The sequence below is a fragment of the Poritiphilus flavus genome (assembly GCF_009901585.1).
Classification (GTDB): domain Bacteria; phylum Bacteroidota; class Bacteroidia; order Flavobacteriales; family Flavobacteriaceae; genus Poritiphilus; species Poritiphilus flavus.
Window position 1 is genome coordinate 277,805 of record NZ_WXYO01000001.1, and the last position, 25,346, is coordinate 303,150.

The window sequence follows — 25,346 nt, forward strand, 5'->3', positions numbered from 1 at the left end:
AACCTATGAATTTTTCATAATAACCATTCATCGACAATTCCGCACCTTTGATCTATTAACAATCCAAAATCTTATCCTATGAACCAGATTAATTCTTATAAAACGGCCTTTGGATTATTACTGACCATCTTCTTTTGCTGTACGCTCAGCGCCCAGCAAACGACGACCTCAACATCTCAATATTCTGAGGTCCGTGAAGCGAATAAGAGAATCGACGATTATCTGAAACTTCTCAAAATGGGATATTCAGAAAGAGAGATCTTTGAGGACCTGGGAAATGTAAATTTCCTGACTCAAAACTATGAAACTGCCGCTTTTTGGTATCAAAAACTCATGGATATCAGTGAGGACGATATGGTTAGCGCCAGTTATCACGAACGTTATCAGTATGCCCTTAAAAAAGCAGGAACTCCTGGAGATGCTGACGTGGCTGATGATAAAGATTGGGTTTCTGTGATCAAAGCAGATTACCAAATGAAAAAAGACCGTGCCACAGCGCATTCCTATGCTTCAAACAGAAGCAATTTCAGGGAGTTGGATTTTCACACTCCGGATCGTTCGAGGGCATTGGATGAACTGGTAAAACAGGAACTTTCAGACCAAAACAACCTGGAATACAACGAAGCCCGACGCGCGGTGTATCAGAACAGTTATAATCCGCCTATCGCGATGACAGCTGATGGTAGCATAGCCTATTTCAGTAAGCCGGTTACCATGAAACCTTTAACCGGGCTATTCTCAAAGAAACAGGTTGTACACAAGATCTACAAGGCTGAAAGAATTGATGGCCAGTGGAAGAACGTGTCCGAAGTACCGGTAGCTCCAAAATACGCCTCGGCTGTTCATCCCAGCATATCTGAAGACGGTAGCAGACTATTCTTTGCTTCCAATATGCCAGGGACTTTCGGGAAGTACGACATTTACGTTTCCGAAGTAAAGCAGGACGGTTCCTATGGTGTGGCAAAAAACCTGGGTACTAAAGTGAACACGAAGCAAAACGATCTGTTCCCCAGTATTGTAGGTGGTTCTTCCCTCTTCTTTGCCTCAGACGGACACCAGGGTTACGGCGGACTTGATCTGTACGCTGCACAGGTATCCAGCAGAAAAGTGAGCAAGTCCATGAATCTTGGTAATGCGATCAACAGCGGAAGTGATGATTTTGCCATCGTCCTGGATCCCGGACAGGGAATGGGCTACGTAGTATCTAACAGAGGACGAACAGATGCGGAAACCGTAAGACAGCTAGTCTTCTCTTATGATATGCCAGCGAAAAATACCTTGCCTGAAAAGCGAGATTACAATCTCTTTAAGGCACTGAATAGTGATTCGCAAACAGACCTTACGTCTTCAGTTTTTGAAGATCAGTAGAACCCCGACGGAATAGCAGAAAAGTAGACATTATTTTGCTATTAACTATGATTATTTCATAGCATTTTTACCCCGATATTAACATAACTTAGATCTGCAAGAACCTTATAAGAATACCTTATTAGAAACTAATTATCAAGGTTTTAGCAATCCGAGCAACCCAAATTTAGAGCGATGAACTGTAACGTAAACATAAGGATGAAGATCTGCCTGGCGATGCTAGTGGGCCTTGTGCTGAGTGCGCATGTTACTTACGGTCAGGAGACGAACGACAACGTCAGCTTGAAAACCCCGTTTCACAACCAGTTATTTTTTAACCGGTTTCTGATCAACCCTACCTTTTCACTGGTAAGGGAAAACAAATCTTATCTGAACATTTTGCACCGAAACCAGTACGCCACTTTTGATGACAATATCCAGAACTATTATCTGGGTTTCAGCAACAAGATGAATGAGCGTACAGCACTTGGGATCGGAGTGTACGGACAATGGGAAGGCGTGATGCAGGAATTTGGCTTCAATGCCAACTACGCCACTTCCGTACAATTAGGAGCCAAAAGCAGGCTTACCTTTGGTACCAATGTTACCTATCTCAGCGAAGGGATCAACAGAAACAGCGTAGTAGTTGCTGAGAACGACCCTTCTTTGGCAGAGGCCAGAAGAGAAAACAAAATTGCGGTTCAACCTGGTATTGCCTTATCGCTTGGTAATTTCGATATAGGCCTGTATGCCACAGACCTGTTGAGATACAATCAGACCGCAAATGAATTAACCACCAATTTTAACGACAGGAGCGTAAAAGCTTCGCTGCAGTATACTCATTACTTTGGGGCCACAAGAGGGCTGTTTGGGGATGCGAGGCTTATGCCCATGATACAGTTAGGGAAAAACGCGGATTCCAGTCTGTCCTATGTTGGTTCCCTATTGTTAGACCTCCCGAATTACGGTTGGCTGCAGACCACCTATGACGACATTTACGGAATGTCCCTGGGTGTAGGTTTCAATGTTAGCGAGCAGCTTTCGCTGGGTTACCTTTTAGAAAAAAATCTTACTGAACTGGGAGCTAATCTCGGATGGAACCACGAATTGTCCCTGGCCTATACCTTTAAGGATGAACTAACCAACTCAAGCATTTATATCAGTGATTCAGACGATAGGCGAATAGACCAGATTGTTCGGAATTACGAAGAGCAGATCCTGCAGCTGAAGGCAGAGAACATCAAGGCTATGGCTGCGCGGGACGAAGATTCACGCAAAAAAGCTGAATCATCTACAACTAAAAACGCTGTGGCAACGAGAGATAATAGAGATAATACCGCTATAGCAAGCCGCGGAGCGGACAAATCCACCAACTCTCGTAAAAACAGAAATAAGGAAAAGCAGTATGAACCTTCTTTGGTTAGCCAGTCTGATGCTGATCAGTCAGACCTCGCCTACGAAAACCGTTTGATCCTGGATCAACTTATCCTGAGACAGGATTCGGTAGAAAGGGCGCGTAATGAGCAATTGGAAAAGAAGTTTGAAACTATAGTAAGGCTTATCCGCAGTGAAGTTAAAAAGAACGACACACCTGAGGACCACGAAAAGTACAATCCGGTCCCAAGGTATGGAACAGGAATTGCGCAGGTAGATAAGCGTGAAATCCTGAAGAAAGTAAATGTAATGCAAGAAAAAGCTATGACCCTGGATGCTTTTAAGCGACAGGACTATATAGAACTCCCCATAAGATCTAAAAATCGGTCGGATATCGTCGGGGTAGAATCTGGTTATTATTTAATCGCCAATGTCTACAAAAATGAAAGGTATTTAAACGCTTTCATAAACAGCTTAAACGAAAAAGGTTTAAATGCCAAGCGATTTTATAATAAAGAAAATGGGTTGTATTATGTATATCTGGCCGATTTTAAATTTAAAGAGGATGCGAGAACCGCGATCGTCTCCAACCTGGACGGTAAATACTGGGATGAAAAGTGGATCATGGAGGTCTACAATCCCACGGCGACCGCGCAGATCGTATTCGAAGATTAACCCGCATCTCACATCGCCATCCAGGATGAGAAATGCAGCTTTACAACTCCCGGCTTACCCCAGAAGTCAACCCGAAAGCCGGAACTCGTAAAGATACTGACTCCACACTGACCAGCACATGGTGAAAAGGAGGCTGTCTAAAAAAGGTATAATGTCCGGTTCGAGCGTCGCGCTCGATGTGACAAGGGAAATACCAACTATTTAGACAGCCTCTTTTTATAGTATTAGACCAGGGTAAAAAATACAGGAACTACCACCAAACCCCCATATCTACTGGGCTTAGCCTTCAGATTCTCACAAAACCATCGATGAACGGTTAAACGGGGCAAAAAATCAGATAAAAGGGTGCAGTTGAACGAAAATACGCACGAATTTTAGGTCTGGACCTTGGATTTTCGTAAATTTAATATAGTTAATCATACGACTAACTTTTACAAAACTCTCAAATCCCCGACAAATGAAAACGTACTTTTACCCCGAAGTCAGCTTACAAATCAACTCATTTATTAACCAAAAGGCGAGGACCAACCCGCTTCTTTCAATTCGGAAAGGTTCTGTTCTCCAACCCTTTTCAAAAAACTTTCTCGAAACCTAGTTTACGTCATTTAGAAGTATTCAGATCTTATTGAGACAGCAAGGCACCTTAGCATTGTGCTTCTAAAACTTTAAGGGAGTAGACCCCCGGGTTTTTCACATCTATTTTATTTTGCTCAAGCAATTGATGATTAGCATCAATGCCAAGGTTTCTTCTGCCTCAACTTATGGTCAAGGAGGTTGCTCTAAAAGCGACTGACAGCCATAAGTATGCCCCGACATTAAAACTCAGGAGCTCCTGTTAAGGGAGGTCCACAAGAAAAATACAACCCAAATTCTTTTTGATATGAAAACAAATCATGTTAAAATTATCGTTATCGATAATGACCCCCGATTTCATGAAGCGTACCAAAACTATTTTGAAACCTACCTTGATTATTCTCTTGAAGGTATCTATGGCTCTGTAGCGGAAGCCCTGGCCGAAATAGAACAGGTACAGCCAGACATTATTGTTACCGAAGTAGAACTTCCGGAGCAATCAGGTATTACCGGAATAAGCCTTTTCAGGCAGAAATCTCCGGAGATCAAGATTGTGATGATCAATGAAGAAAGTGATTTTGAAGTGATCAAGAAAGCTTTCAAGGAAGGAGCTAACGGATTTCTTACCAAACCACTGGATAAAAAACGCCTTTTACGCGCTTTGAATTCCGTTAGACATGAAGGTGCAGCGATGAGCAACGATATTGCCAGAAAGGTCATTTCCATGTTCCGCAGAAAATCCTATAATTCATTTTCCGAAAGAGAGAATGAGATCATTGATTACCTCAGCCAGGGTGCAACCTATAAGACCATTGCTGATAAACTATTTGTAACCCCAAGTACCATTAATTTTCATATACAGAATATATACTTAAAACTCAATGTTAACTCAAAATCAGAGGCGCTAAGCAAGCTGAGGGAGTTGGATAATGCCATAGCGATATGACGTAAAACTACTCCTTCAGACAGGTCCCATTCCGGCTTAGACGCTATAGCTTAACCGACTTATTGCTAGGCCAGAATAACCATCGGAAAGTTGTGAAATACCGGAAATCAAATCTCAGCATATGCTGAAGGTCGTGGCCATAGCGCCGGCAACAACGGCTGATTTGAACGGAAGGCTGCTCAGGATTTTCAGTGCCATCGATGGTTTAAAATGGGATTGTCGGGCTGCCTGCAAGTAGGGTTACGTCAGAACTTGTAGGGCATCCAGACTGTAGCGAACCCCGACAGAATCGTCGGGGTTTTTTTATTTTAATATTTTAGTCCTCATCAGCTAAAAATTCCGAGTACCATTGGGCCGAGGCCTTTACAATACGATCCTGGGTCTTAAAGTCCGTATACACCAGCCCAAAACGGGGATAGTATCCTTCTGCCCACTCAAAGTTATCCGTAAAGGTCCACACAAAATATCCTTCTGCCTTCATTCCCTCAGATCTGGCCTTGTGTACCTGAGCAATATGATCTTTCAGGTAATTTAGGCGGTCTGTATCTCTTACCCTGCCATTCTTTAACTCGTCCTCAAAAGCAGCTCCGTTCTCAGTGATGATCAGCTTTTTGATACCCTCGTAAGTATTGAATTGTCGGATCATATGGTAAATGCTGGGAGGATATACTTCCCAATCCATCAGGGTGGTCTTTACATCGCGGTCTGTCGCTTTGATCACCTTTGACCTTAAATAGGGAACAAAACAGCTGTATTTGATCACTTCCCTGGTATAATTCTGTATGCCGATAAAATCAAAATCAAAAGTACTTTGGGCCAGGTCCCCGGCCAAGGTGTATTCTTCCATTTTGCGGAGTACCGGTAAATCTTTTACCGGGTATCCCAACCCAAGGCTGGGTTCTACAAACAATCGGTTCAATAGCGCATCAGCCCTTACAGCAGCTTTCAGATCTGCAGAGGATTCCGAGAAAGGGGTGATCTGCGAACAGGAAAATGTGGTACCAATATTACTTTGGGGCACTGACTCCCGCAGAACATTCCCTCCTTTGGCCTGGCACAGTACAGCATGATGCGCCGCAGGCAAAAAGCTTTTTAGTCCTTTGCGGCCAGGAGCATGTACTCCCAAAAAGTAGCCCGCTCCCGTAAACACCATGGGCTCGTTCAGCACCATCCAATTTTCTACCCTATCGCCAAAACTTTTCGCACAGCAATAGGCGTATTCTTCGAACCAGGCCAGTATGTCCCTGTTTGTCCAACCTCCCTGTTTTTCAAGATCTTCCGGAAGGTCCCAATGGTATAACGTTACCCAGGGAGTTACCGCCTGCTCCAGGCAGTAATCGATCAGACGATTATAAAAATCCAGACCCCTACTGTTTATATTTCCGGTACCTTGAGGAAAAATTCGGGCCCAGGAAAGGGAAAACCGGAAATTGGGGATATTCAACCCTTTCATCAGATCAATATCCTCTTTATAGCGATGGTAGAAATCACAGGCTACTCTGCCGTGCTCCCCATTGTAAACCATGCCTTCCTCGGCGGTAAAGGTATCCCAGATAGAAGCTCCCTTCCCGTCCTGGTTAAAAGCACCTTCTATCTGGTAAGCAGCGGTAGACACTCCCCATTTGAACCCTTCGCCAAAATCTTTTCTTTTCAGTTCAAACGGTTTGGAAAAGGCCGGCTCCTTCATACAGAAACTGCCGGTTTTTGGTAGTTCGGAGCTTCACTTAGAACAAGTTCTATGACCTGCTCAGTGATATCCGGGTAGTTCACTTCTACGATGCGATCATCCTCCAGCCATTTCCGGATCTTGTCCTGGTGCTTGGCTTTAAAGGTCTTGATCACTGGTACTCCCATTTTTTTTAACGCGGCCATATTGCATTGCTGCTCATACTGGCCTTTCATTGGGATTACCAATAACTTTTTCTTCATGAAGAGCGCCTCGGCCGGAGTTTCAAAACCAGCACCGCATAGCACTCCCCTGGAGGAGGCCATACTTTTAATAAAGGCTTCATTGGTAATAGGTTGCAGGCTGACATTCTTCCGGACAAAAGGATCCCTGCTGTGTTTTGAAAACACCTGCCAGGAAACTTTCTTAAATTTTGATAGCATCTTGATGATCTTCTCATCGCTATATGACGGTAGGTATACGGTATAATGATCTCCATTACTAAGGCTTGCGTTGCGAATATCCTGCCTGATCACAGGGGTAAAGATATTTGGAGCATATGCCTGAAAGTGAAAGCCAAATCGTTTGGTAACCGGGGCGTATTTCCTTAGTATCAGTCTGCCCAAAGGATCGCTCTTTTTGGGTAATGGAGCTTCCGGTGCCAGAACCGCGGCCTGGTGACTCAGACTTATACATTCCTTACCGGCCAACTTGCAGGCCCAGGCGGAAACCGGTTCAAAATCGTTGATGATCAGATCGTATTCCTGCACAGGCAGGCTTTTCACCTCCGCCTGTAGACGCCGGGTATTGGCCTTTAGATAGGTACGCCACATATTCACTCCACCCCGTTTCCCAAAAATGAAACTAAGGCCTTGAAAACGGTACTTTATGGGGTATGGGATCTGCACATCTGCCTGGGTACCACTTAAAAGTATATCCAGGTCTATTGATTTCTTGTGTAGCAAAGGGATAATATCCCTGGCCCTGCTCAGGTGACCGTTCCCGGTACCCTGAATAGCGTAAAGAACTTTCATGTATTCGCCTTAAAGTGCACTATTTTCCTCTCTTTAAATGCCCTAAATGGAATTCCTGGACCAGGTTCTGGAACAACTCACTGTTTTCTAGCACCTCCTCTCTTACCGAAGATACTTCCGCCTGATTTTTTACGCGCACATCTTCTTCGTAGTGGTACAGACTCCAACTGCCTTTGTGGTATTCAAGAGCCGTAAGATTTTCTATCCAGTCTCCTGAATTTAAGTAGGTTACGCTGCCATTCTCCGTGGCTATTTCTTTGATCTCCGGCTGGTGAATATGTCCGCAAACAACATAATCATATCCGTTTTCTATGGCGATATCAGCCGCGATCTTTTCAAAATTGTTGATGAATTTAACTGCGGATTTGACACTGTTCTTGATCTTCTTGGACATGGATAACTTGCCATACCCTAGTTTCATGCTGAAAAAGTTCACGGCGCGATTCAGCAGTATCAGCATGTCGTAACCCACGGCTCCCAACTTCGCGATCCATTTGGAATGCTGCATGGTTACGTCAAAAACATCTCCGTGGAATATCCAGGCCTTTTTGCCGTTTACAGGCAATAATACCTTATTTACAATTTTGAAAGAGCCCAGTTTGAATCCGACAAACTTGCGAAGCATTTCATCGTGGTTGCCTGTAATATAATAGACCTTCACTCCTTTCGCTATCCAATCCATCAAAAGCTTTACCACTTTCATATGTGATTTAGGCCAATACCGCTTGCTGAACTGCCAAACATCCACAATATCCCCGTTAAGGATGACCTTTCTGGGCTTTATGGACTTCAAATAACGCAAAAGCTCCTTGGCGTGACAACCGTAAGTGCCCAGGTGCACATCGGAGATCACTACAATGTCTACGTTTCTTTTTTTCATGAAATAGGAACAGGTGTTTTCTTTCTGATTTTCTTAAATTTCAGGGGAGAACTGTATGTCCTCAAGAGAGAAATGCGATAACGCTTGAGTAATGAAAACAACGAAAATGAAGTAATTTTCATTGAATTGGAAATTGTGGTTTTCAAAGATTAAAATTTCAAGATTACTCAATCGTAAGCATTGCATTAAATGATAGTTATCAGATTGTTACCTGATTTATCATATCGTCCCAAACCTCCTATAGGAGCTAGCAGGCAGTAGAATGAGCAAAACTCTGACCGAACCTGGTATAGCTGCTATTCTCATTTTCATTTAACGTTTAGATAAAGAACAGGCTGACGGGAATCGTATTTTTATAAAAAATTCGAGATGGAAATTCAATCCCCTGAAAAAAAGCGCTATAGAAATCGGGATATAGACTGGCTGGCATTTAATTCCAGGGTCTTACAGGAAGCAGCAAATGAAGAAACACCATTATACGAGCGACTAAAGTTCCTGGCAATTTTCTCATCGAACCTGGATGAATTCTTTAAAGTACGTGTTTCAAGACTGCGGCAAATAAAAAAAATAGACAAAGCGTTACGACGGAGACTGGCTTTCAGGCCCAACAAAACCCTGCGCAAGATCCTAAAGATCGTCAATGACCAACAAGCGCTTTTTGGGAAAGTCTTTAGGAAGAGCGTACTGCCAGAACTGGCTAAGTACGGAATTTTTCTGACACCATCCATCAAATTCAGCAGAGATCAGCGGGAGTTCTCAAAAGCGTTTTACGAGCAAAACCTGCGGCCGGATCTTTCAATAACATCCAGTGAAAACCTCAATCCACTTTTCTTTGAAGACGGCCGGCTTTACCTGGTTGTAAGCTTTAAAGAGGTTGATGTACTGGAGTTCATAAAGGTCCCGGTTTCCAAACACCCGAGGTTCATTGAGATCCCATCGCCCGAAAATGAATTCCATCACACCTTCCTGGAAGATATCCTGAAGGATAACCTAAGCCGCATATTCTCCGAAGGGCGGAAGCTAAAAGCCTGTTACCAGATAAAGGTCTCCAGGGACGCGGAACTTTACCTGGACGATAGCCTGGAACCGGAGTTGGTAATTCAAATCCGGAATTCCTTAAAGCAAAGAAAGGCAGGACAGCCTACGCGCCTATTGTACGATAGCAAAATGCCAAAAGCACTGCAGAAGGAATTACGGCAGTTACTGCAGCTGGGAAAGGTGGATATGATACCTGGAGGAAGCTTTCACAATTTCAGCGATTTCTTTGGTTTTCCGCGACCCTTAGCTGATCCGGCCTTGTTTTACGAAGATCAACCGGCACTTCCCCACCCCAAACTAAAAAAGGGGGAAGACTTTTTTAGTCTGATACATGCAAACGATCAGATTGCCCATTACCCTTATCAATCTTTTGAAACGTTGTTGGAATGGGTCAGACAGGCAACTGAAGACCCGGAAGTTACGGCAATCAATATCTCCCTATACCGGGTTGCCAGAGAATCCGCATTGGGTAAACTACTGTTAAAGGCCTTGAGCCGGGGTATTCGGCTAACCATCTTTGTTGAAGCCAAAGCCAGGTTTGACGAAGGAAACAATATTGAGTGGGGCAGGGAGTTCCAGGCCCATGGAGCCAAAGTGCTCTACAGTTTCAAGGAAATCAAAGTACATTCCAAGATATTGCTAATTCAGCGAAAGGAGCAGGGAAAATCTGTGAATTACGCCTACATTGGTACGGGGAATTTCAACGAAAAAACAGCTAAAATTTACTGTGATCACGGACTGTTTACAGCCGATGAGGAAATTACTTCCGACCTTGCTAAGGTCTTCCGGTTTTTCGAATATCCAAAGGAAGATGTGCTGTTTAATAAACTCATAGTTTCTCCTTTTAACAGCAGGACCCGCTTTGAGGAACTGATAGACCAGGAGATCCAAAATGCCAAATTAGGACTTCCGGCAAAGATCACGGCAAAAATGAACAGCCTGGAGGACCGGAAAATGATAGATAAGTTATACCAGGCCAGCATGGCAGGAGTAAAGATCCGACTCCTGGTCCGCGGGATCTGTTGCCTGATTCCAGGCGTAGAGGGGATGAGCGAGAATATTCGGGTAAGCAGTATTGTAGACAGGTACCTGGAGCACGGAAGGATCTATCTGTTCCACAATAAGGGGGAAGAGATCATGTTCATGGGTAGCGCGGACTGGATGCTGAGGAATATTGAAAAGCGCATTGAGGTTTTAACCCCTCTATTGGACAGGCGTATTTTTACCGAATTAAAGGATATCCTGATGCTGCAGATGGAAGATAATGTCAAAGCGAGAACTATTGGCGATGATCGCCTGACCCAAATTGAAGAAACCGATAGTAACCATAAGATTACCCTACGTTCACAATATGAAATATATGATTATCTGACAGGCGTTTAAGGCATGCGAATAGCATTAATAAGCCTATACTTTATTAGTCTGACAACAATCTTATAACTTTAAAGAAACAAATCTTGCCTGTGAGGTCTTGGTATAATACTTGCCAGTAGAGTGCCCTTTAATTACCATATCTTTTGTTATTCGGAGGATGAACCTAATAAGGCGTCAGTGCCTGAAAGAAGCATTCTTAAAAATAAACGCCATAGCATGATGAAAAAAAACATTCTACTCCTCGGAATTTTATTGTTTATGATGGCCAGTGGGATCTCTCAAACCAATGAATCCGACAAGGTCGTACTGATCACCCTAGACGGCCTGAGATGGCAGGAGCTTTTTAGCGGAGCAGACCCCAAACTTATGGCTAACAGCGAGTACGTCCATGACACCTTAAAACTAAAAAAGCGTTTCTGGAGGGATTCCCCGGAAGAAAGAAGAAAAGCATTGATGCCCTTCTTTTGGAGTGAAGTAACCCGTATTGGCCGTTTACATGGTAACAGGGAACTGGGAAGCAAAGTAGACCTTACCAACAGCATGTGGTTCTCATATCCCGGATATAATGAGATTCTGACAGGAACGGCCGACGACAAAAGGATTAACAGCAACGACAAGATCAATAACCCGAATACCACCATTCTGGAAATTGCAAATAAGGACAGTAATTATGCGGGTAAAGTCGCGGCCTTCGCGAGTTGGGATGTATTTCCCTACATCGTAAACGAATCGCGATCCGGGGTTCCAGTAAATGCCGGGTTTGAAACAGCCCAGGGGCCGAAGCTAACCGAACGCGAAAAATTCCTCAACGTGTTGCAGCCGCAGATCCCCAGCCCCTGGGGCAGCGTTCGCCTGGACGCCTTTACACACCACTACGCCATGGAATATATGAAGAAAAGTCACCCCAAATTTGTGTATATCGCATATGGGGAAACGGATGATTTTGCTCATGATGGCAATTACGAAGCCTATCTGAATTCTGCCAACAATACCGACAAGTTCATAGAAAAACTGTGGAACTTTGTTCAGGCCGATCCATTTTATAAAGACCGGACAACATTTATTATTACAACTGATCACGGCCGGGGCACCGAGCCCCTTGAAACCTGGAGACATCACGGTGCTAAGATTAAGGATGCCGGGGAGGTCTGGATAATAGCTTTCGGCAAACAAATCCAGCCGGTAGGCGAATCCCAAAAGGAGGAACAACTTTATAGCGATCAAATAGCTCCTACTGTGTTAAAACTCCTGGGTTTAAGCCCTGAAAATTCTGATAAATCCGCCAAGCTCCTCCCAATATTTCGGTCCTAACCTAAGCTTTTGATTTAGATAATACTATGTTAACCCGGGACGAAAAAAAAGAAGCGACTTTTGCCCCAGGACTTCAATCTCATAAGTCTTAGTTTGAGTTAGTTTAGTTTGGTAAAACCGGTGTGCCCCATTTCATACCGGTTTTTTATTGGCGTAAAAATCTTGTTACCGCAATGCGTTGAAACAGAATTTTTTGAGTAAGGAGAACAGCAATACTGCCAAAAAATAAGAGTGCAATTCAGCTTGGCCACCGGCCTGAATAAGGAATCTTTTATATCTTTATGCAGCCCTACTTATAGCACATCGATCTCCCCCGGAAACGAGGACCAGCTTCATAATCCTAAGTAAAGTCTAAAGAGTTTTATTTATGTCTTTAATTGATAAGATCCTTAAGCTCAAGGAATATCATAACCTTCTGAAACACGAACAACTGGTTCAGGGTGTGATGGCGGCTATTGACGATGGACTTTTGCAACGTGGGGATCAACTACCCTCCATTAACAATATGGTCGATGAACTGGGGTACGCCAGAAAAACCATAGTCAAGGCCTATGAGGAGCTTAAAGACAGGGGGCTGGTAGAATCCAAAAAACTCAAGGGTTATTTCATCATTAGCGAAGAAACCAGGGTTACCCTCAGGATTGCCTTACTACTGTTCGCGTTCCACCGTTTTCAGGAAGAGTTCTACAATACCTTCCGAACCGAACTGGGAAAACGCTTTCAGATAGATGTGTTTTTTCATCACAACAATCCGGAGGTATTCGAGACCATTTTTTCCAACATTCAGGGTAAATATGGCAAATATGTCGTCGCACCCATTCCAGGGGAAAGATCTGTTCAATTGCTTAGCGATCTGCCCCCTGAGAAACTACTGATCGTAGACCGCTACATCCCGATGCCGGAAAGCTATTCCTATATTTCCCAGGAGTTTGAGGAGAGCACCTACGCCAGACTGGTAGAATTGCTTCCAGACATCCGAAACTACAGCAAGTTCATCCTGATTTTTGGAGGTTCAAGCGATGAACCGGAAGGTATGCTACATGCTTTTAACCGCTTTGTATCGGACTATGATATAGACGGAGAAGTTTTAGAGAAATATGAGCTGGGTAGCATTCAAAAGGGAAACCTCTACTTTTTTGTAAGCGACGCCTATATCTGGGATGCACTCAAGGATTGCCAGAATAAGGAGTACCAGGTAGGTAGAGATATTGGCATATTATCTCACGATGATCACCTTGTCAAAGAAATCGTATTCGGAGGCATTACAACCATCTCTACCAATTTTAAACATATGGCCAAAATGGCCGCAGACCATATTAAAGGAGAGCAGAAAACACAGATCATCATGCCTATGGAACTGATCAATAGACATTCTCTATAATTTTTTCCTCTCATTTCAATTTATCAAATCTCTAAAGTTTTTCAATTTATTTTTAATTATTTATAAATTTTTTAAAAATATACTTTTAATTTAACAGGTTTTGATCTACTTTTGTAAAGTAGCATAGTGTATCATAGTATGCATGAGCAGGAAAATATTGAAATGATCAAAAGCCTTGGAAACCAGGATAATCTTTCAACCATTAACTGTCTCCTTGCTACCCAAGCTTATCTTTTCGACTAAACAAATTGCACAGGATGCGAATCGGTTTAAATTTTACTGAGGATGCATCGCGCTTTCGGTTTGTTTTGAAGTTTAGTTAGGTTTGAGTTTTTCAGGTTAGTTGTATAAAAGCCAAGTAAGAGTCGTTTGCTTGGCTTTTATTAAGAGGTGACCCAGGTTAACATAAACGTCTACTTAGAATAGCGATCTTCGTAATGTAGTAGCCAATCCAAAGGCCCTTAAAAATGAGCGTTGATTCCGTACAAATAGCTAAAATTGCCGTTTTGAATCCTCGGAAGGATATCAGAACGTCCCTTAGTACGGTTAGCGAGAGGGACGGTCTGGCGATATACGAATTTGAAGTAAACTCAGACAAAGCGGTGATCCCCGATCCGATTAGCTTACAATGGAAGATCCCTGCTGTAAATGTCAAAGGGGTCTGGAAGCCCACCACCGATTTTGCTAAGCGGATTCAGGCTGATTGGGAGTTAGAAAATATGGAGTCCCGAATTTCCATTGATGCTCCGGTTATTAACCTGTATGGTCATGACGATTCCAATGTGCTCACTTTCGCATGTTCCAACGCGATCAACAAACTGGAAATGAATGCCCGACTAAGGGAAGAGGACAATTGTTTCTATTGCCACATTAGCTTTTTCTCCGAATGTGCCAAACCACTAAGGAATTTTAAAGCCCGGATCTATCTGGACTATCGAAGGCTACATTTTTCCACGGCCTTAAAGGAGGTTTCCGAATGGTGGAAATCCCTCGAAAACCTTAAGCCCGCTTATGTCCCGGAAATCGCGAAAAAACCGCTCTATTCTACCTGGTATCAGTTTCACCAGGATCTGGATCAGGAAGTACTGCTGGAGGAATGCAAACTTGCCCGTAATCTGGGGTACGAGGTGGTTATTATTGACGATGGCTGGCAAACCAGTGATTCTAACAGGGGATATGATTACACCGGGGATTGGCGGCCAGAACGCATACCGGACATGGCAGATTACGTGGCAAAGCTGCAAGCCGTTGGGATGAAGGTGGCCCTCTGGTATTCCGTGCCCTTCTGCGGTAAAAAATCCATCGCTTATCAAAAATTCAAAGGTAAATTCCTGACTGAAAACCACCGCTGGGCCCCGGTATTTGACCCCAGGTTTCCGGAGGTCAGGGAATACCTGATTGACATCTATGCCGAAGCGCTCAGCCAATGGAAACTGGATGGGTTCAAGCTCGATTTTATAGACGATTTTAAGCGGTATGCGGACACCCCGCTGAACAAGGAAAATGGCAGGGATTACGCCTCAATAAACGAGGCAGTAGACCGGCTGCTAACCGATGTAATGAACACCTTAAAGCGCATAAACCCGGAGGTATTCATCGAATTTCGTCAGAAATATACCGGCCCGGCCATGCGCAAATACGGCAATATGTTCCGCGCTTTTGATTGCCCTGGAGACCCGACAATGAACCGGGTCCGGATTGCGGATATTAAAATGCTCTGTGGCTCAACAGCCGTTCATTCCGATATGGTGACCTGGCATGAAGAAGAGCCCCTTGAGGTGGCCGCTCTGCATATGATGAATACGTTTTTCGGGGTGCCTCAGCTATCTGTAATGCTTCAGAATACCCCGGCGTCTCACATGCGTATGATCGCTTTTTTTACCGGCTACTGGAATACGTATTCCAAGGTGCTGCTGGAAGGTGCCTTTACCCCTACGGCACCATTGGCAAATTATCCCGTACTGCAATGCAGAAAGGATGGGTATACCATAATCGGGATTTACGAGCCACATCTGGTCAAAATAAGCGACCCCGATCCAAACATCCACCTGCTGAACGCCCAGCTTTCCGATTCCATTGTGATCCATTGCGCGGAAAGTTATGGCAGGTATTCCCGCCTGATCTACGACTGTACCGGAAATGTTTGGGCGGAAGATGAGATACTATTGAACCAGGGGGTCATTTCCATGCCAGTTCCTCCCTGTGGCATTGTACAACTCGAACAATTGTAAGCCTGATATTTTGGTAAGCAAGTTGTAGTTCCTAATTTAGACTTCTCAGGATCCCAAACCATTTAATTGCAGGTAAAATGAAGCCTTTTACTCCAGAACTTACCGTGGCGTCCCCGGGCCGTATCAATCTCATAGGGGAACATACGGATTACAATCTGGGATTTGTTTTGCCAACGGCTATAGACAAGAAGATCACCTTCCAATTCAGGCGCAACGGCACAGACCACGACTGCAAGGTCCGCAGTCTTACCTACGATACCTCATTCCAAATTGACCTCAAGCTCATTGAACCCAGTGAGAACGAATGGGAAAATTACATTCTCGGCGTTCTTTATGAGATCTCTAAAAGAACGAACAAAGTACGTGGCTTTGATTGTGAGATATCCAGCACTCTACCAGTAGGTTCCGGAGTTAGTTCCTCAGCAGCCCTGGAATGCGGGATGGCTTTCGGGCTTAATGAGTTGTTTGATCTGGGCCTTTCCAGTATGGATATTATTACGCTCTCCCGGGATGCCGAGCATCTGTACGTAGGCACACAATGTGGTATAATGGATCAGTTCGCTTCTGTAATGAGCAAGGCAGATCATGTGATCCTACTGGATTGCAAAAGCCTGAAACACACTTATATCCCTGCGGTACTATCACCTTATAAGTTGGTACTTCTCAACAGCAATGTAACGCATAATCTGGCCAGTAGTGAATACAATACACGGCGGAAAGAATGCGAAGAAGGGGTTGCCATACTCCAAAAAAAAGAGCCGTCTGTTAACTCCCTCCGGGATGCCAACAGCGAACTCCTGCAGGCTTGTAAGGGGGAGATGAGCGATACGGTTTACCGGCGATGTAAATTTATTATAGAAGAAAACCAAAGGGTTCTCGGTGCTGCTGATGCGCTTAAGAACAACGAACCGGAGCTGTTGGGAACGCTACTTTACCAAGGGCATCACGGCCTGAGTAAATTGTACGAGATCGGTTGTGAGGAAACGGATTATCTGGTGGATTTTGCGAAGGATTACGACGGAGTCCTGGGTGCAAGGCAAATGGGTGGAGGATTTGGAGGATGCACCATAAACCTGGTGCGAGAGGATGTTGCTGACGCTTATGTCGAATCGATTTCAGAGGCCTATTTTAAACAATTCGGTATCAGGCTAAGCAGCTTCGATGGAATCCTGGCAGACGGGACCTCTGCAGTATAAAAACCCGGAATTATCCTTAGGCTGGGCCCGCTTCAGCATTGGATTTTTTTATATTCCTCCCTCTTTCCGGTAACCTTCTGGTGGCGGTTTTCATTTCCGCATACCGCGGATCCGGGATATAATCTTGCTTCTGCATTTTTAAGACCTCTATGCTCAAAAAGCCAAACTCACTGACAACTTTCCCGTAAAAGCGGTAGATACCCCTGCCCCTGAAATGGTATTTGGCTGCCACGGGAGGAAAAAGCACTGTATCGAAAACCTCTCCGAACTGGTCTACCAGGGTGGCAAAATGCATTCGTTTCCCGCTATGGGTATTGGTGTTCTTAACAGTGACCAGATAACCGTAAATATCGATATACCTGTCCAGGTATTCCGGCAGACTGTGGCAGCCATTCTTATTTACAGGTGGGGTGGCCAGAAGATCAAAAGGGCTGCGCAAACAGAAGCCCAATAACTCCAGTTGGGTAAAAGCGGTTTCAAGGTCCGTAGTATATAATTTCGGGATCTTGAAATTGTTTCTTTCCGGAGGAAACAGTTTTGGGTGATCAGGCAATAAATCCTTGGAGATCAATAAATGGGCCTGCCACAACAGTCGGTGTTTGTTGATCCCGGTAAAGCGAAAAGCATCGATACGGATGAGGATGCTCAGCTGCTCCGCGGAAACGGATACCCGGTCTAAAAAATCTTCCAGGGAGCTAAAAGGCCCCTCTTTCTGCCTTGCGGAAAGAATGCGCTCCATTACCCTGGACTCTAATTCCTTCAGGTACATAAATCCCAGGTAAATATCTGTTCCGTAAATGCAGTTAGCTGCCTCGCTTTTGTTGATGCAGGGGGCGTGTATGCCAGCTCCCAACATGCGGGCTTCGTGCACATAAAATTCCGAACGGTAAAAACCGCCGCCATTATTGAGCACTGCCACCATATACTCCAGCGGATAATAAGCCCGTAAAAACAAGCTTTGGTAACTCTCTACGGCATAAGAGGCAGAGTGCCCTTTGGCAAAGGCATAACCTGCAAAACTGGCTACCTGGTTCCAGATCTCAAAAATGAGTTTGTCTTCATACCCTTTTTTCCGACAGTTTGAAATAAACTTGTCTTTCACTTTTTGAAATTCTTCCCGTGACCGGAACTTTCCGCTCATTCCCCTCCGTAAGACATCTGCTTCGCCCAGGGTAAGATCCGCAAAGTAGTGTGCTACTTTGATGACGTCTTCCTGGTAAACCATTACTCCATAGGTATCGGGCATAATATCCAGCATTACCGGATGGGCTTCCTTCTCTGCCCTACCCTCATTCCGGTGACGAAGGATATATTCCCGCATCATCCCGCTCTTAGCCACCCCCGGCCGAATGATAGAACTCGCGGCAACCAGGCCCAGGTAATTGTCTACCTGCAATTTTTTTAAAAGCATACGCATAGCCGGCGATTCTACATAAAAGCAGCCCATACACTGTGCTGTTTTTATGAGGTTATTGATATTCGGATCCTTTTTAAATGTCCGGATGTCGTGGATGTCTACTTTTGCAAATTCCACAGGCTTGTTATAAGACAGTATATGCAGGGTTTCCTTGATCTTTGCCAGTCCGCGCTGTCCCAGAATATCAAACTTATACAGGCCCACATCTTCCGCGATCACCATATCAAATTGGGTGGTAGGAAAGCCTTTGGGTGGCAGGTGGGTGGAAGAAAAATAATGAAGTGGCCTCTCGCTGATCAAAATCCCACCGGCATGAATGCTCAGGTAGTTAGGCATATTTCTGATAAGTCTGCCGTATTTCAATACCAGGGAGGATACTTCATCCAGATCCGAGGCACTGTAATGGCCTTCGCATAAAAAGTCGATCTCCGATTTCGGGAGGCCGAACACCTTCCCCAATTCCCTGATAATGCCCCGTTCTTTAAACGTAACATAAGTACCCAAAAGCGCTACGTGTTCAAAACGCTCAAATATATATTGGGTGATAGCATCCCGGTCGCGCCAGGAAAAATCTATATCAAAATCGGGTGGGTTTGCCCTGAAAAGATTGATAAAACGCTCAAAGTACAGGTCTAATTCAATGGGGTCCACATCAGTGATCCTGAGTAGATACGCTACAATACTGTTCGCACCACTTCCTCTTCCTACATAATAAAATCCGCGCCTCCTGGCCTCCCGGGCAATGTCCCAGTTGATCAGGAAATACGATACAAAGCCTTTCTCTTTAATGAGTTCCAGTTCCTTTTTCAAGCGATCGTGAATGGTCTGGTCCGGGTTTTTATAACGATAGGGCATTCCCTGGTAGCACAAGCGTTCTATCATTTGTTCATCTTCTTCCGTAGTGCTGTTGTACGATTTTAGATTCTGAGGTTTTCGCTGCTTTGAAAAATCAAAATGAATGCTACAGGACTGCATCAGTTGTTCTGTATTTTCAAGGATAAAGGGGTATTGGGAATAGGCTGCAGCCAGATTTGCCACTGGGAACATTTTCTCTTCTTCATTGCCTACTTCCTCTTGGGGAAGCTTGCTTAAAAGCACATTATTATCAATAGCCCTAAGTAAGCGGTGGGCGTTAAAATCACGCCTATTCCGGAAAGTAACCGGCTGCCGAACTACCAAACGGTCTTTATAAGCGATCAGCCTGGAGAAGGGAAGCCGTCTTAAATCAGCAATTGAAACCCCTATGAATTCGTGCTCGGAGAACTCAGACTGCTCTGTCAGCATTACTGTTTCAAAAGGGTAGATCACATAGGCCTTCCGGAAACGGGGAGCCCGGTCCGGGATAGGCTTTTCCTCGTGCAGGTGTTCAGACAGATAAGCGTTCAACTCCTGGTATCCCTCGTTGTCTTTCGCAATCCCTATGAAACAAGGGTTCACCCCATTCCTGAAATCGATCCCCAGTATGGGTTTGATATTGTATTCCCTCGCTTTCCGGACAAAATTCAGTCCGGCCGAAGTATTGTTAATATCGGTAAGCGCCAGTTGGGTCACCTGATTTTGTTGGGCTAATTCCAACAGTTCTATTTCGGAAAAGGCGCCGTAGCGAAGGCTGTAATATGTGTGGCAATTCAGGTACACGATGATTGGTGGAGGTATAAGTTTAAGTCTAAGTTTAAGATCAAGTTTAAGGTTTTAAGTGTTAGGTGTTAAGTGTTAAAACAAGCACTGTTCACTGATTACTGTTTACTGTTTACTGTTCACTGATTACTGTTTACTGCCAACCGCCCACTGCCTACTGCCCACTGAATTCATCCTCCGTAGCTTTAGCGAAGGAGGACTGTTCACTGTTTACTGTTTACTGTTTACTGCCAACTGCCAACTGCAAACCGCCCACTGATCACTGCTTCCTGTGCGCCAACACAATAGGCGGTTGCCCGTTAAAGGGGTTGTGCATCCTGCCGATGGTTTTTGCGCCCATACTGGAAGCCCGTATCACACTTTTGTCTCCAAAGCGTTCCCGTATACGATCCATGGCCATATAAAGGTTCAGGGCTTCTTCTGTATCCTCAAAGAGGTTGATCTGGTAATTTCCGGACACCAGATGACTAAATCGCACCCCTATCAGCCGCACCAATAACCTCTTATTGTAAAGAAGCCGGAAAAGATCCAGGACCTTGGGAATAAGAATATGGTCTGCGCTGGTGTAGGGAATCCGCATTTGCTTGGAATAGGTATTGAAATCCGAATATCGGATCTTCACTGTAACACAAGCAGTCAGCTTTTGCCCCCTGCGCAACTGAAAGGCCAGATTCTCGGTCATTGCAATGAGTATGCCTTTGAGTTTTACCACATCTATGGTATCCCGTTCAAAAGTGCGTTCGTTGGAAATAGACTTCCGGTCGCAGAATGGGATTACAGGGGTGTTATCCACCCCATTGGAGCGTTTCCAGATCACAATACCGTTCTTTCCCAAAACCCTCTGCATAAGGTCTATCGGCATTTCCTGTATGGTCTTTATCTTTCGGAGTCCAAGGTTTCGAAGCGTTTGGTAGGTTTTATCGCCTACCATAGGGATCTTTTTAATGGATAAGGGGGCAAGAAAGGCTTTTTCGTACCCAAAATCCACTTTTAACTGGTTGTTGGGTTTGGCTTCATTCGTGGCTACTTTAGAGACCACTTTGTTTACAGACATCCCAAAAGAAATAGGCAATCCCGTTTCTCTGATAATCCTCTGGCGGAGTTCCATGGCATACTTATAACAACCAAAAAAACGATCCATCCCGGAGAGGTCCGCATAGAATTCGTCAATGCTCGACTTTTCAAATAGCGGCACCTGTTCTTTGATGATTTCCGTTACCTCATCCGAATGTTTGCTGTAGGTTCCCGCATTACCTTTGATAACAACAGCCTCGGGGCAGAGCTCCCGTGCCATTTTCATGGGCATGCCGGAATGGATACCATATCCCCGGGTTTCATAGCTACAGGCTGCGACTACACCCCTGTCTGTCAAACCTCCCACAAGGATGGGTTTGTGGTTCAAACGGCTGTCCAGCCGGCGTTCTACGGACACAAAAAATGTATCCAGGTCCATATGGAGAATAGTTTTTTGCATGGCATTCTAATAGGAAGGACAATATATGGAATATTTCCTAAAATATGGAAATTTTCCATATTTAATATCAAAAAAACACCCTGCATAAGCAAGGTGTTGTATTCATTGTCATATTTTAACGCGGTGGTCGTAAAAGAGTGGTTTCTTTAGTTTAAATAGACGTAAAGGAATACTATAGACATAATCACATAACAAATCACGCCAATTCGCACATAATCAAACACCAGTCCTTCACTAAATCGTTTAAAATTTTCCAAGATTGAATTCATAACGTTTCGTTTTTATTCATTCGTTATAAAGCAGGTTCCGGGAAAAATCCGAGTTCAGCAGATAAGGGGAAGGATCCGCGGTTCTAATCGAAAGCAAAACCGGTATATACCCTGAAAATAAACGCGTAAAGCGCAATAAAGAACAAGGCAAAACTGAACCAGGCAAATACCTTCATATAGTTTTTAATAAGGTAGTGACCCAAGTTCCTGAATCCGTCCAAATAGATCTCTTTAAAAAGTAATAATGTATTCATAATCCCAAATCTTTAAATCCATAAGTTAGATTACAAAATTCGGGCTACGTTTAATTTTTTGCCCGGATTTTAGTCCAATGCAGGAAAAATTCTGGTGAACTGCACCCTTTGTATCACAGGCCCCAATAAATGGTATTTCGTAGAAATTATTTGATTTCTTAGTAAAAAAAGAAGGTCTAAATCCCTTCAAAAACCTATAAACAAAAAGATCCGCCATAAGCCTATGACGGATCCCATATCCCTGCTCTGAGGGTATTTTCTAAGAAATCTCTACTGCAGTGACTATCAGGAATACGATAAATGATACAAACAGGCATCCCAATACCACAAAAACATCGATAAAATCAGGTTTTCTTTTCATCAGTCCAAATTTAGCTTCAGGGCATATCGCGGCCTAATCAAAGGCGAAACCGGTAAAAACCCTGAATACAAAAGCGTACAACACCACAAAAAACATCATAAAACTAAACCAGGCAAAAGCCTTGAAGTAGTTCTTTACCAGGTAACTCCCCAGGTTCTTAAATCCATCCAAATAAATCTCTTTTAAAAGTACTATTGTCTTCATAATCCCAAATCTTTGATTCCATAAGTTAGATTACAAAATTCGGGCTAGGTTTACTTTTTTGCCCGGATTTTAGTCCAACGCAGGAAAAATCCTGATGAACTACAATAACCTTATCACAGGTCTTAATAATCGGTATTTCGTAGAGATTATTTGAGGGACGCTACTCAAAATCAATTAATTCTTATCATTATGTTAAGTCGCTCATTTACTGAGATATAGTTATTATCTTGAAGTCAATTTCTCATCAAATGCCCTGATTTCAATGATAAAACATCATATCTACTGGTGGAATCTCGAGAATCTTTTTGATATCGAGAACTCCCCCAGGCGTAGTGAATTCCTCAATAATACCCTAAAAGGAGAATTAGAAGGTTGGACCGTGGAAGTCCTCGACCAAAAAATTGCCAGGCTGCTTTCAATTATTACCCAATTCAATAAAGGAAAGGGGCCGGATATATTTGGCGTCTGCGAGGTGGAAAACGCCTTTGTTGTAGAATTGCTGGTAGAACGAATGACGCAGGAGCTTTCAAGGGAATACGCTTTTGTGATCTCAGATAGCGCGGATAAACGCGGGATAGACAGCGCATTGATCTATGACCGCGCCATGTACGATCCGGATCCCGGAACCTTCAGCCTGAGGATCATCAAAAGAAACCCTACCCGAGACCTTTTCCAGGCGCACCTCAATACTACTGCCGGGAAAAAACTGCTTCTCGTATTAAATCACTGGCCTTCCCGTTCCGGTGGGGTTTTACGCACGGAACCTTATCGGATCATGGTAGCGGAAAACCTCGCTTACTGGATCGAACGCATGTATGAGGAGCAGGGAGAAGAAGCGTCTATTGTACTTATGGGCGACTTTAACGACAATCCCACAGACCGCTCCATTACGGATTACCTGCTCGCAAATAATAACCGGGCGCTTGTAAAGAGTGATCGAACCACCAAAAAATACATGTATAACCTTATGCACCGTTTCCAGGATGCTCAATTGGGTACTACCGTTTTCAGCTCGCAATACAATCTACTGGACCAATTTATCATCTCTAAGCACATCCTTTCAGAAGTGGCCGGAATGGACTTCAACCTGAGTACGGTTAAAATTCTCAATTACCCGGAACTCACCAGCGGTTCCTATCAGAAACCCATTCGATTTTCCAGGCCAAGCCGGGACGATTTCGATCCTGATGGTTATAGCGACCACCTGCCGATTGAATTGGTGTTAAACGAAAAGTAAGTGTTCTTTTAAGTGCCCTATCGCTGCTGAGCCGCCATCCATTCCATGATGGTCACCGGTCTGTTGTCCAGCACTACGGGAGAACCGTCAAAATCCAATCTCGCGGTATTGGCATGCGAATAGATCCAGGACCAGTGACCGCTATACCGGTAATTGTCACCCCCGTATAACCCGGTGATGTCCGTTACATGCTCGTAATACGAAAAATGCACCTTCTTGGCCCCAGCCTGAATGAGCCTTTGATAAAGTGGAACTACGGTCTCATTGGCTTTTGTTACGGGGTCGTCCTTAGAATGAACAAACCAGATGGGAATATCCTTAATACTTTGGATCTGTTCATCTGTAATATAGCTAGACTGATAGGCCAATGCACTGATATAGGCAGCGGCAAAATAATCCGGGTAAAGTAGTAAGAGTTTTAAGGACATATAGCCGCCATTGGAGCATCCGCCAATATAAATGCGATCCTGATCGATATCCGGATGATCTTTTACGAATTGCTTTATCAATCCTATTAAAGCCTCATTGTATATGTCATTCCTATCCCCACGGGTGTAATTTCCGTCTGCGCTTTGCATCCAGAAAGTGGGTGTTTGAGGTACCAATACAAAGGCGCCTCCCATAATTTGCTGTATTTCTTCAGAGGCGTAATTGGTGGCCTTGTTTGCCGTAAGCGGTATGCTTGTATCTGTGCCTCCTTCTCCCCCGCCGTGTAACCAGATGATCAATGGGGAGTTCTTTTTGGCCTGCTTCGGGCTAAAAAAGGCATAGGTCAAGGTCTGATTTTTATAGGTATACGATCCTTTGAGGTTAAAATCATCAATAATAGGCAGGATTCGATTGGTTTCCTTATCCCAGATCCTGTTCGTGGAATTATCTTTTATGATAAGTTGGTAGTCGATCCACTCGTTGGCTCCACGACCTTCTTTAAATATATATTTGATGGGTGATCCTAACACATGGTCCGGGCTAACGAAAAGTACCAGTGTTACATAACTTCCCTCAGACACCCTGTTCCCATTTTTATCCGAAACGTAGGAGTAGATCACGGGTCGTTCCCCGCCTGCTTCCTGCTCCCCCATCTCCACTCCGGCAGCACTTCTTTTTACGGTTACCGCATAGTTGCCGCTAGTGGTTTCATTTACCGTTTCCCCCATGGATAAAATTACCCTATTCGCCGCGGGACCCCAATCAAAACCTTCGACAACCAGGGTGTAGCTGCCGTTTTCCATCTGTTGTTCCTGAATTATGGTATCCACAGAAGGCTGGATTGCAAAAAATTGAAGCGGAAGGATTAAAAATGCCAGGGTGAGGGACCAAAAGGTATTGTTCTTCATCTTTTCGGTTTTAGTGGTTTGAGTTGCCAGGGTTATTATCCGCAATTCCCTCGGTTCAGTAGTCCTTATCGCAACACTATGATCTCAACAAGGAAATTGCCGCATAAAAGATAGTCATAATAAGGATAC

At 44.1% G+C, this 25,346-nt stretch carries 17 protein-coding genes; 9 read left to right on the forward strand and 8 right to left on the reverse strand.

The window, feature by feature from the left end; genetic code table 11:
* The first annotated feature begins 78 nt into the window (after positions 1–78).
* From GTQ38_RS01055 to GTQ38_RS01065, 3 genes are all read left to right on the forward strand, one after another.
* Complete coding sequence (locus GTQ38_RS01055) at positions 79–1,368, forward strand: TolB-like translocation protein (RefSeq protein ID WP_161433371.1); 1,290 nt, start codon at positions 79–81, stop codon at positions 1,366–1,368.
* 174 nt (positions 1,369–1,542) lie between these two features.
* On the forward strand, positions 1,543–3,396 hold the full coding sequence (locus tag GTQ38_RS01060; RefSeq protein ID WP_161433372.1) for a PorP/SprF family type IX secretion system membrane protein: 1,854 nt from the start codon (positions 1,543–1,545) through the stop codon (positions 3,394–3,396).
* Between the two features lie 880 nt (positions 3,397–4,276).
* Positions 4,277–4,915 (forward strand): response regulator transcription factor, encoded by a 639-nt coding sequence (locus GTQ38_RS01065; RefSeq protein WP_161433373.1) that lies wholly within the window; start codon positions 4,277–4,279, stop codon positions 4,913–4,915.
* 316 nt (positions 4,916–5,231) lie between these two features.
* Here GTQ38_RS01065 and GTQ38_RS01070 read toward each other — a convergent pair whose 3' ends face one another.
* The 3 genes from GTQ38_RS01070 to GTQ38_RS01080 are packed head-to-tail and all read right to left on the reverse strand — an operon-like array spanning position 5,232 to position 8,495.
* Positions 5,232–6,602: a GH1 family beta-glucosidase gene (locus GTQ38_RS01070; protein ID WP_161433374.1), complete on the reverse strand. Its 1,371-nt coding sequence runs from the start codon at positions 6,600–6,602 to the stop codon at positions 5,232–5,234.
* Positions 6,599–7,615 (reverse strand): glycosyltransferase family protein, encoded by a 1,017-nt coding sequence (locus tag GTQ38_RS01075; protein WP_161433375.1) that lies wholly within the window; start codon positions 7,613–7,615, stop codon positions 6,599–6,601. Before GTQ38_RS01075 ends, GTQ38_RS01070 begins: the two co-directional genes overlap by 4 nt.
* A gap of 19 nt (positions 7,616–7,634) precedes the next feature.
* A complete protein-coding gene (locus GTQ38_RS01080) occupies positions 7,635–8,495 on the reverse strand; it encodes a UDP-2,3-diacylglucosamine diphosphatase (RefSeq protein WP_161433376.1) in 861 nt (286 codons plus the stop codon).
* A 369-nt stretch (positions 8,496–8,864) separates the two neighbouring features.
* Here GTQ38_RS01080 and ppk1 point away from each other — a divergent pair, with 369 nt between their 5' ends.
* The 5 genes from ppk1 to galK all read left to right on the forward strand — a co-directional run bounded on the left by ppk1 (position 8,865) and on the right by galK (position 17,026).
* Entirely contained in the window at positions 8,865–10,916 is a 2,052-nt protein-coding gene (gene ppk1 / locus GTQ38_RS01085; RefSeq protein ID WP_161433377.1) for a polyphosphate kinase 1, read from the forward strand.
* Between the two features lie 207 nt (positions 10,917–11,123).
* Positions 11,124–12,218, forward strand: a complete 1,095-nt coding sequence (locus GTQ38_RS01090; RefSeq protein ID WP_238857735.1) for a sulfatase-like hydrolase/transferase — start codon at positions 11,124–11,126, stop codon at positions 12,216–12,218.
* Positions 12,219–12,585: 367 nt separating this feature from the next.
* Complete coding sequence (locus GTQ38_RS01095) at positions 12,586–13,599, forward strand: GntR family transcriptional regulator (RefSeq protein WP_161433378.1); 1,014 nt, start codon at positions 12,586–12,588, stop codon at positions 13,597–13,599.
* Positions 13,600–14,066: 467 nt separating this feature from the next.
* Complete coding sequence (locus tag GTQ38_RS01100; protein ID WP_161433379.1) at positions 14,067–15,830, forward strand: glycoside hydrolase family 36 protein; 1,764 nt, start codon at positions 14,067–14,069, stop codon at positions 15,828–15,830.
* A gap of 77 nt (positions 15,831–15,907) precedes the next feature.
* Entirely contained in the window at positions 15,908–17,026 is a 1,119-nt protein-coding gene (galK, locus tag GTQ38_RS01105; protein WP_161433380.1) for a galactokinase, read from the forward strand.
* Between the two features lie 16 nt (positions 17,027–17,042).
* Here galK and GTQ38_RS01110 read toward each other — a convergent pair whose 3' ends face one another.
* From GTQ38_RS01110 to GTQ38_RS20880, 4 genes are all read right to left on the reverse strand, one after another.
* On the reverse strand, positions 17,043–20,081 hold the full coding sequence (locus tag GTQ38_RS01110; protein ID WP_161433381.1) for a DNA polymerase III subunit alpha: 3,039 nt from the start codon (positions 20,079–20,081) through the stop codon (positions 17,043–17,045).
* Between the two features lie 259 nt (positions 20,082–20,340).
* Positions 20,341–21,555, reverse strand: coding sequence for a DNA polymerase IV (dinB, locus tag GTQ38_RS01115; protein WP_161433382.1), 1,215 nt, complete (start codon positions 21,553–21,555; stop codon positions 20,341–20,343).
* Between the two features lie 352 nt (positions 21,556–21,907).
* Complete coding sequence (locus tag GTQ38_RS20875; RefSeq protein ID WP_238857736.1) at positions 21,908–22,078, reverse strand: DUF6747 family protein; 171 nt, start codon at positions 22,076–22,078, stop codon at positions 21,908–21,910.
* Between the two features lie 394 nt (positions 22,079–22,472).
* A complete protein-coding gene (locus GTQ38_RS20880; RefSeq protein WP_238857737.1) occupies positions 22,473–22,643 on the reverse strand; it encodes a DUF6747 family protein in 171 nt (56 codons plus the stop codon).
* Positions 22,644–22,905: 262 nt separating this feature from the next.
* Here GTQ38_RS20880 and GTQ38_RS01120 point away from each other — a divergent pair, with 262 nt between their 5' ends.
* Entirely contained in the window at positions 22,906–23,880 is a 975-nt protein-coding gene (locus GTQ38_RS01120) for an endonuclease/exonuclease/phosphatase family protein (protein ID WP_161433383.1), read from the forward strand.
* A gap of 17 nt (positions 23,881–23,897) precedes the next feature.
* Here GTQ38_RS01120 and GTQ38_RS01125 read toward each other — a convergent pair whose 3' ends face one another.
* Complete coding sequence (locus GTQ38_RS01125; protein WP_161433384.1) at positions 23,898–25,217, reverse strand: alpha/beta hydrolase-fold protein; 1,320 nt, start codon at positions 25,215–25,217, stop codon at positions 23,898–23,900.
* Positions 25,218–25,346 lie beyond the last annotated feature (129 nt).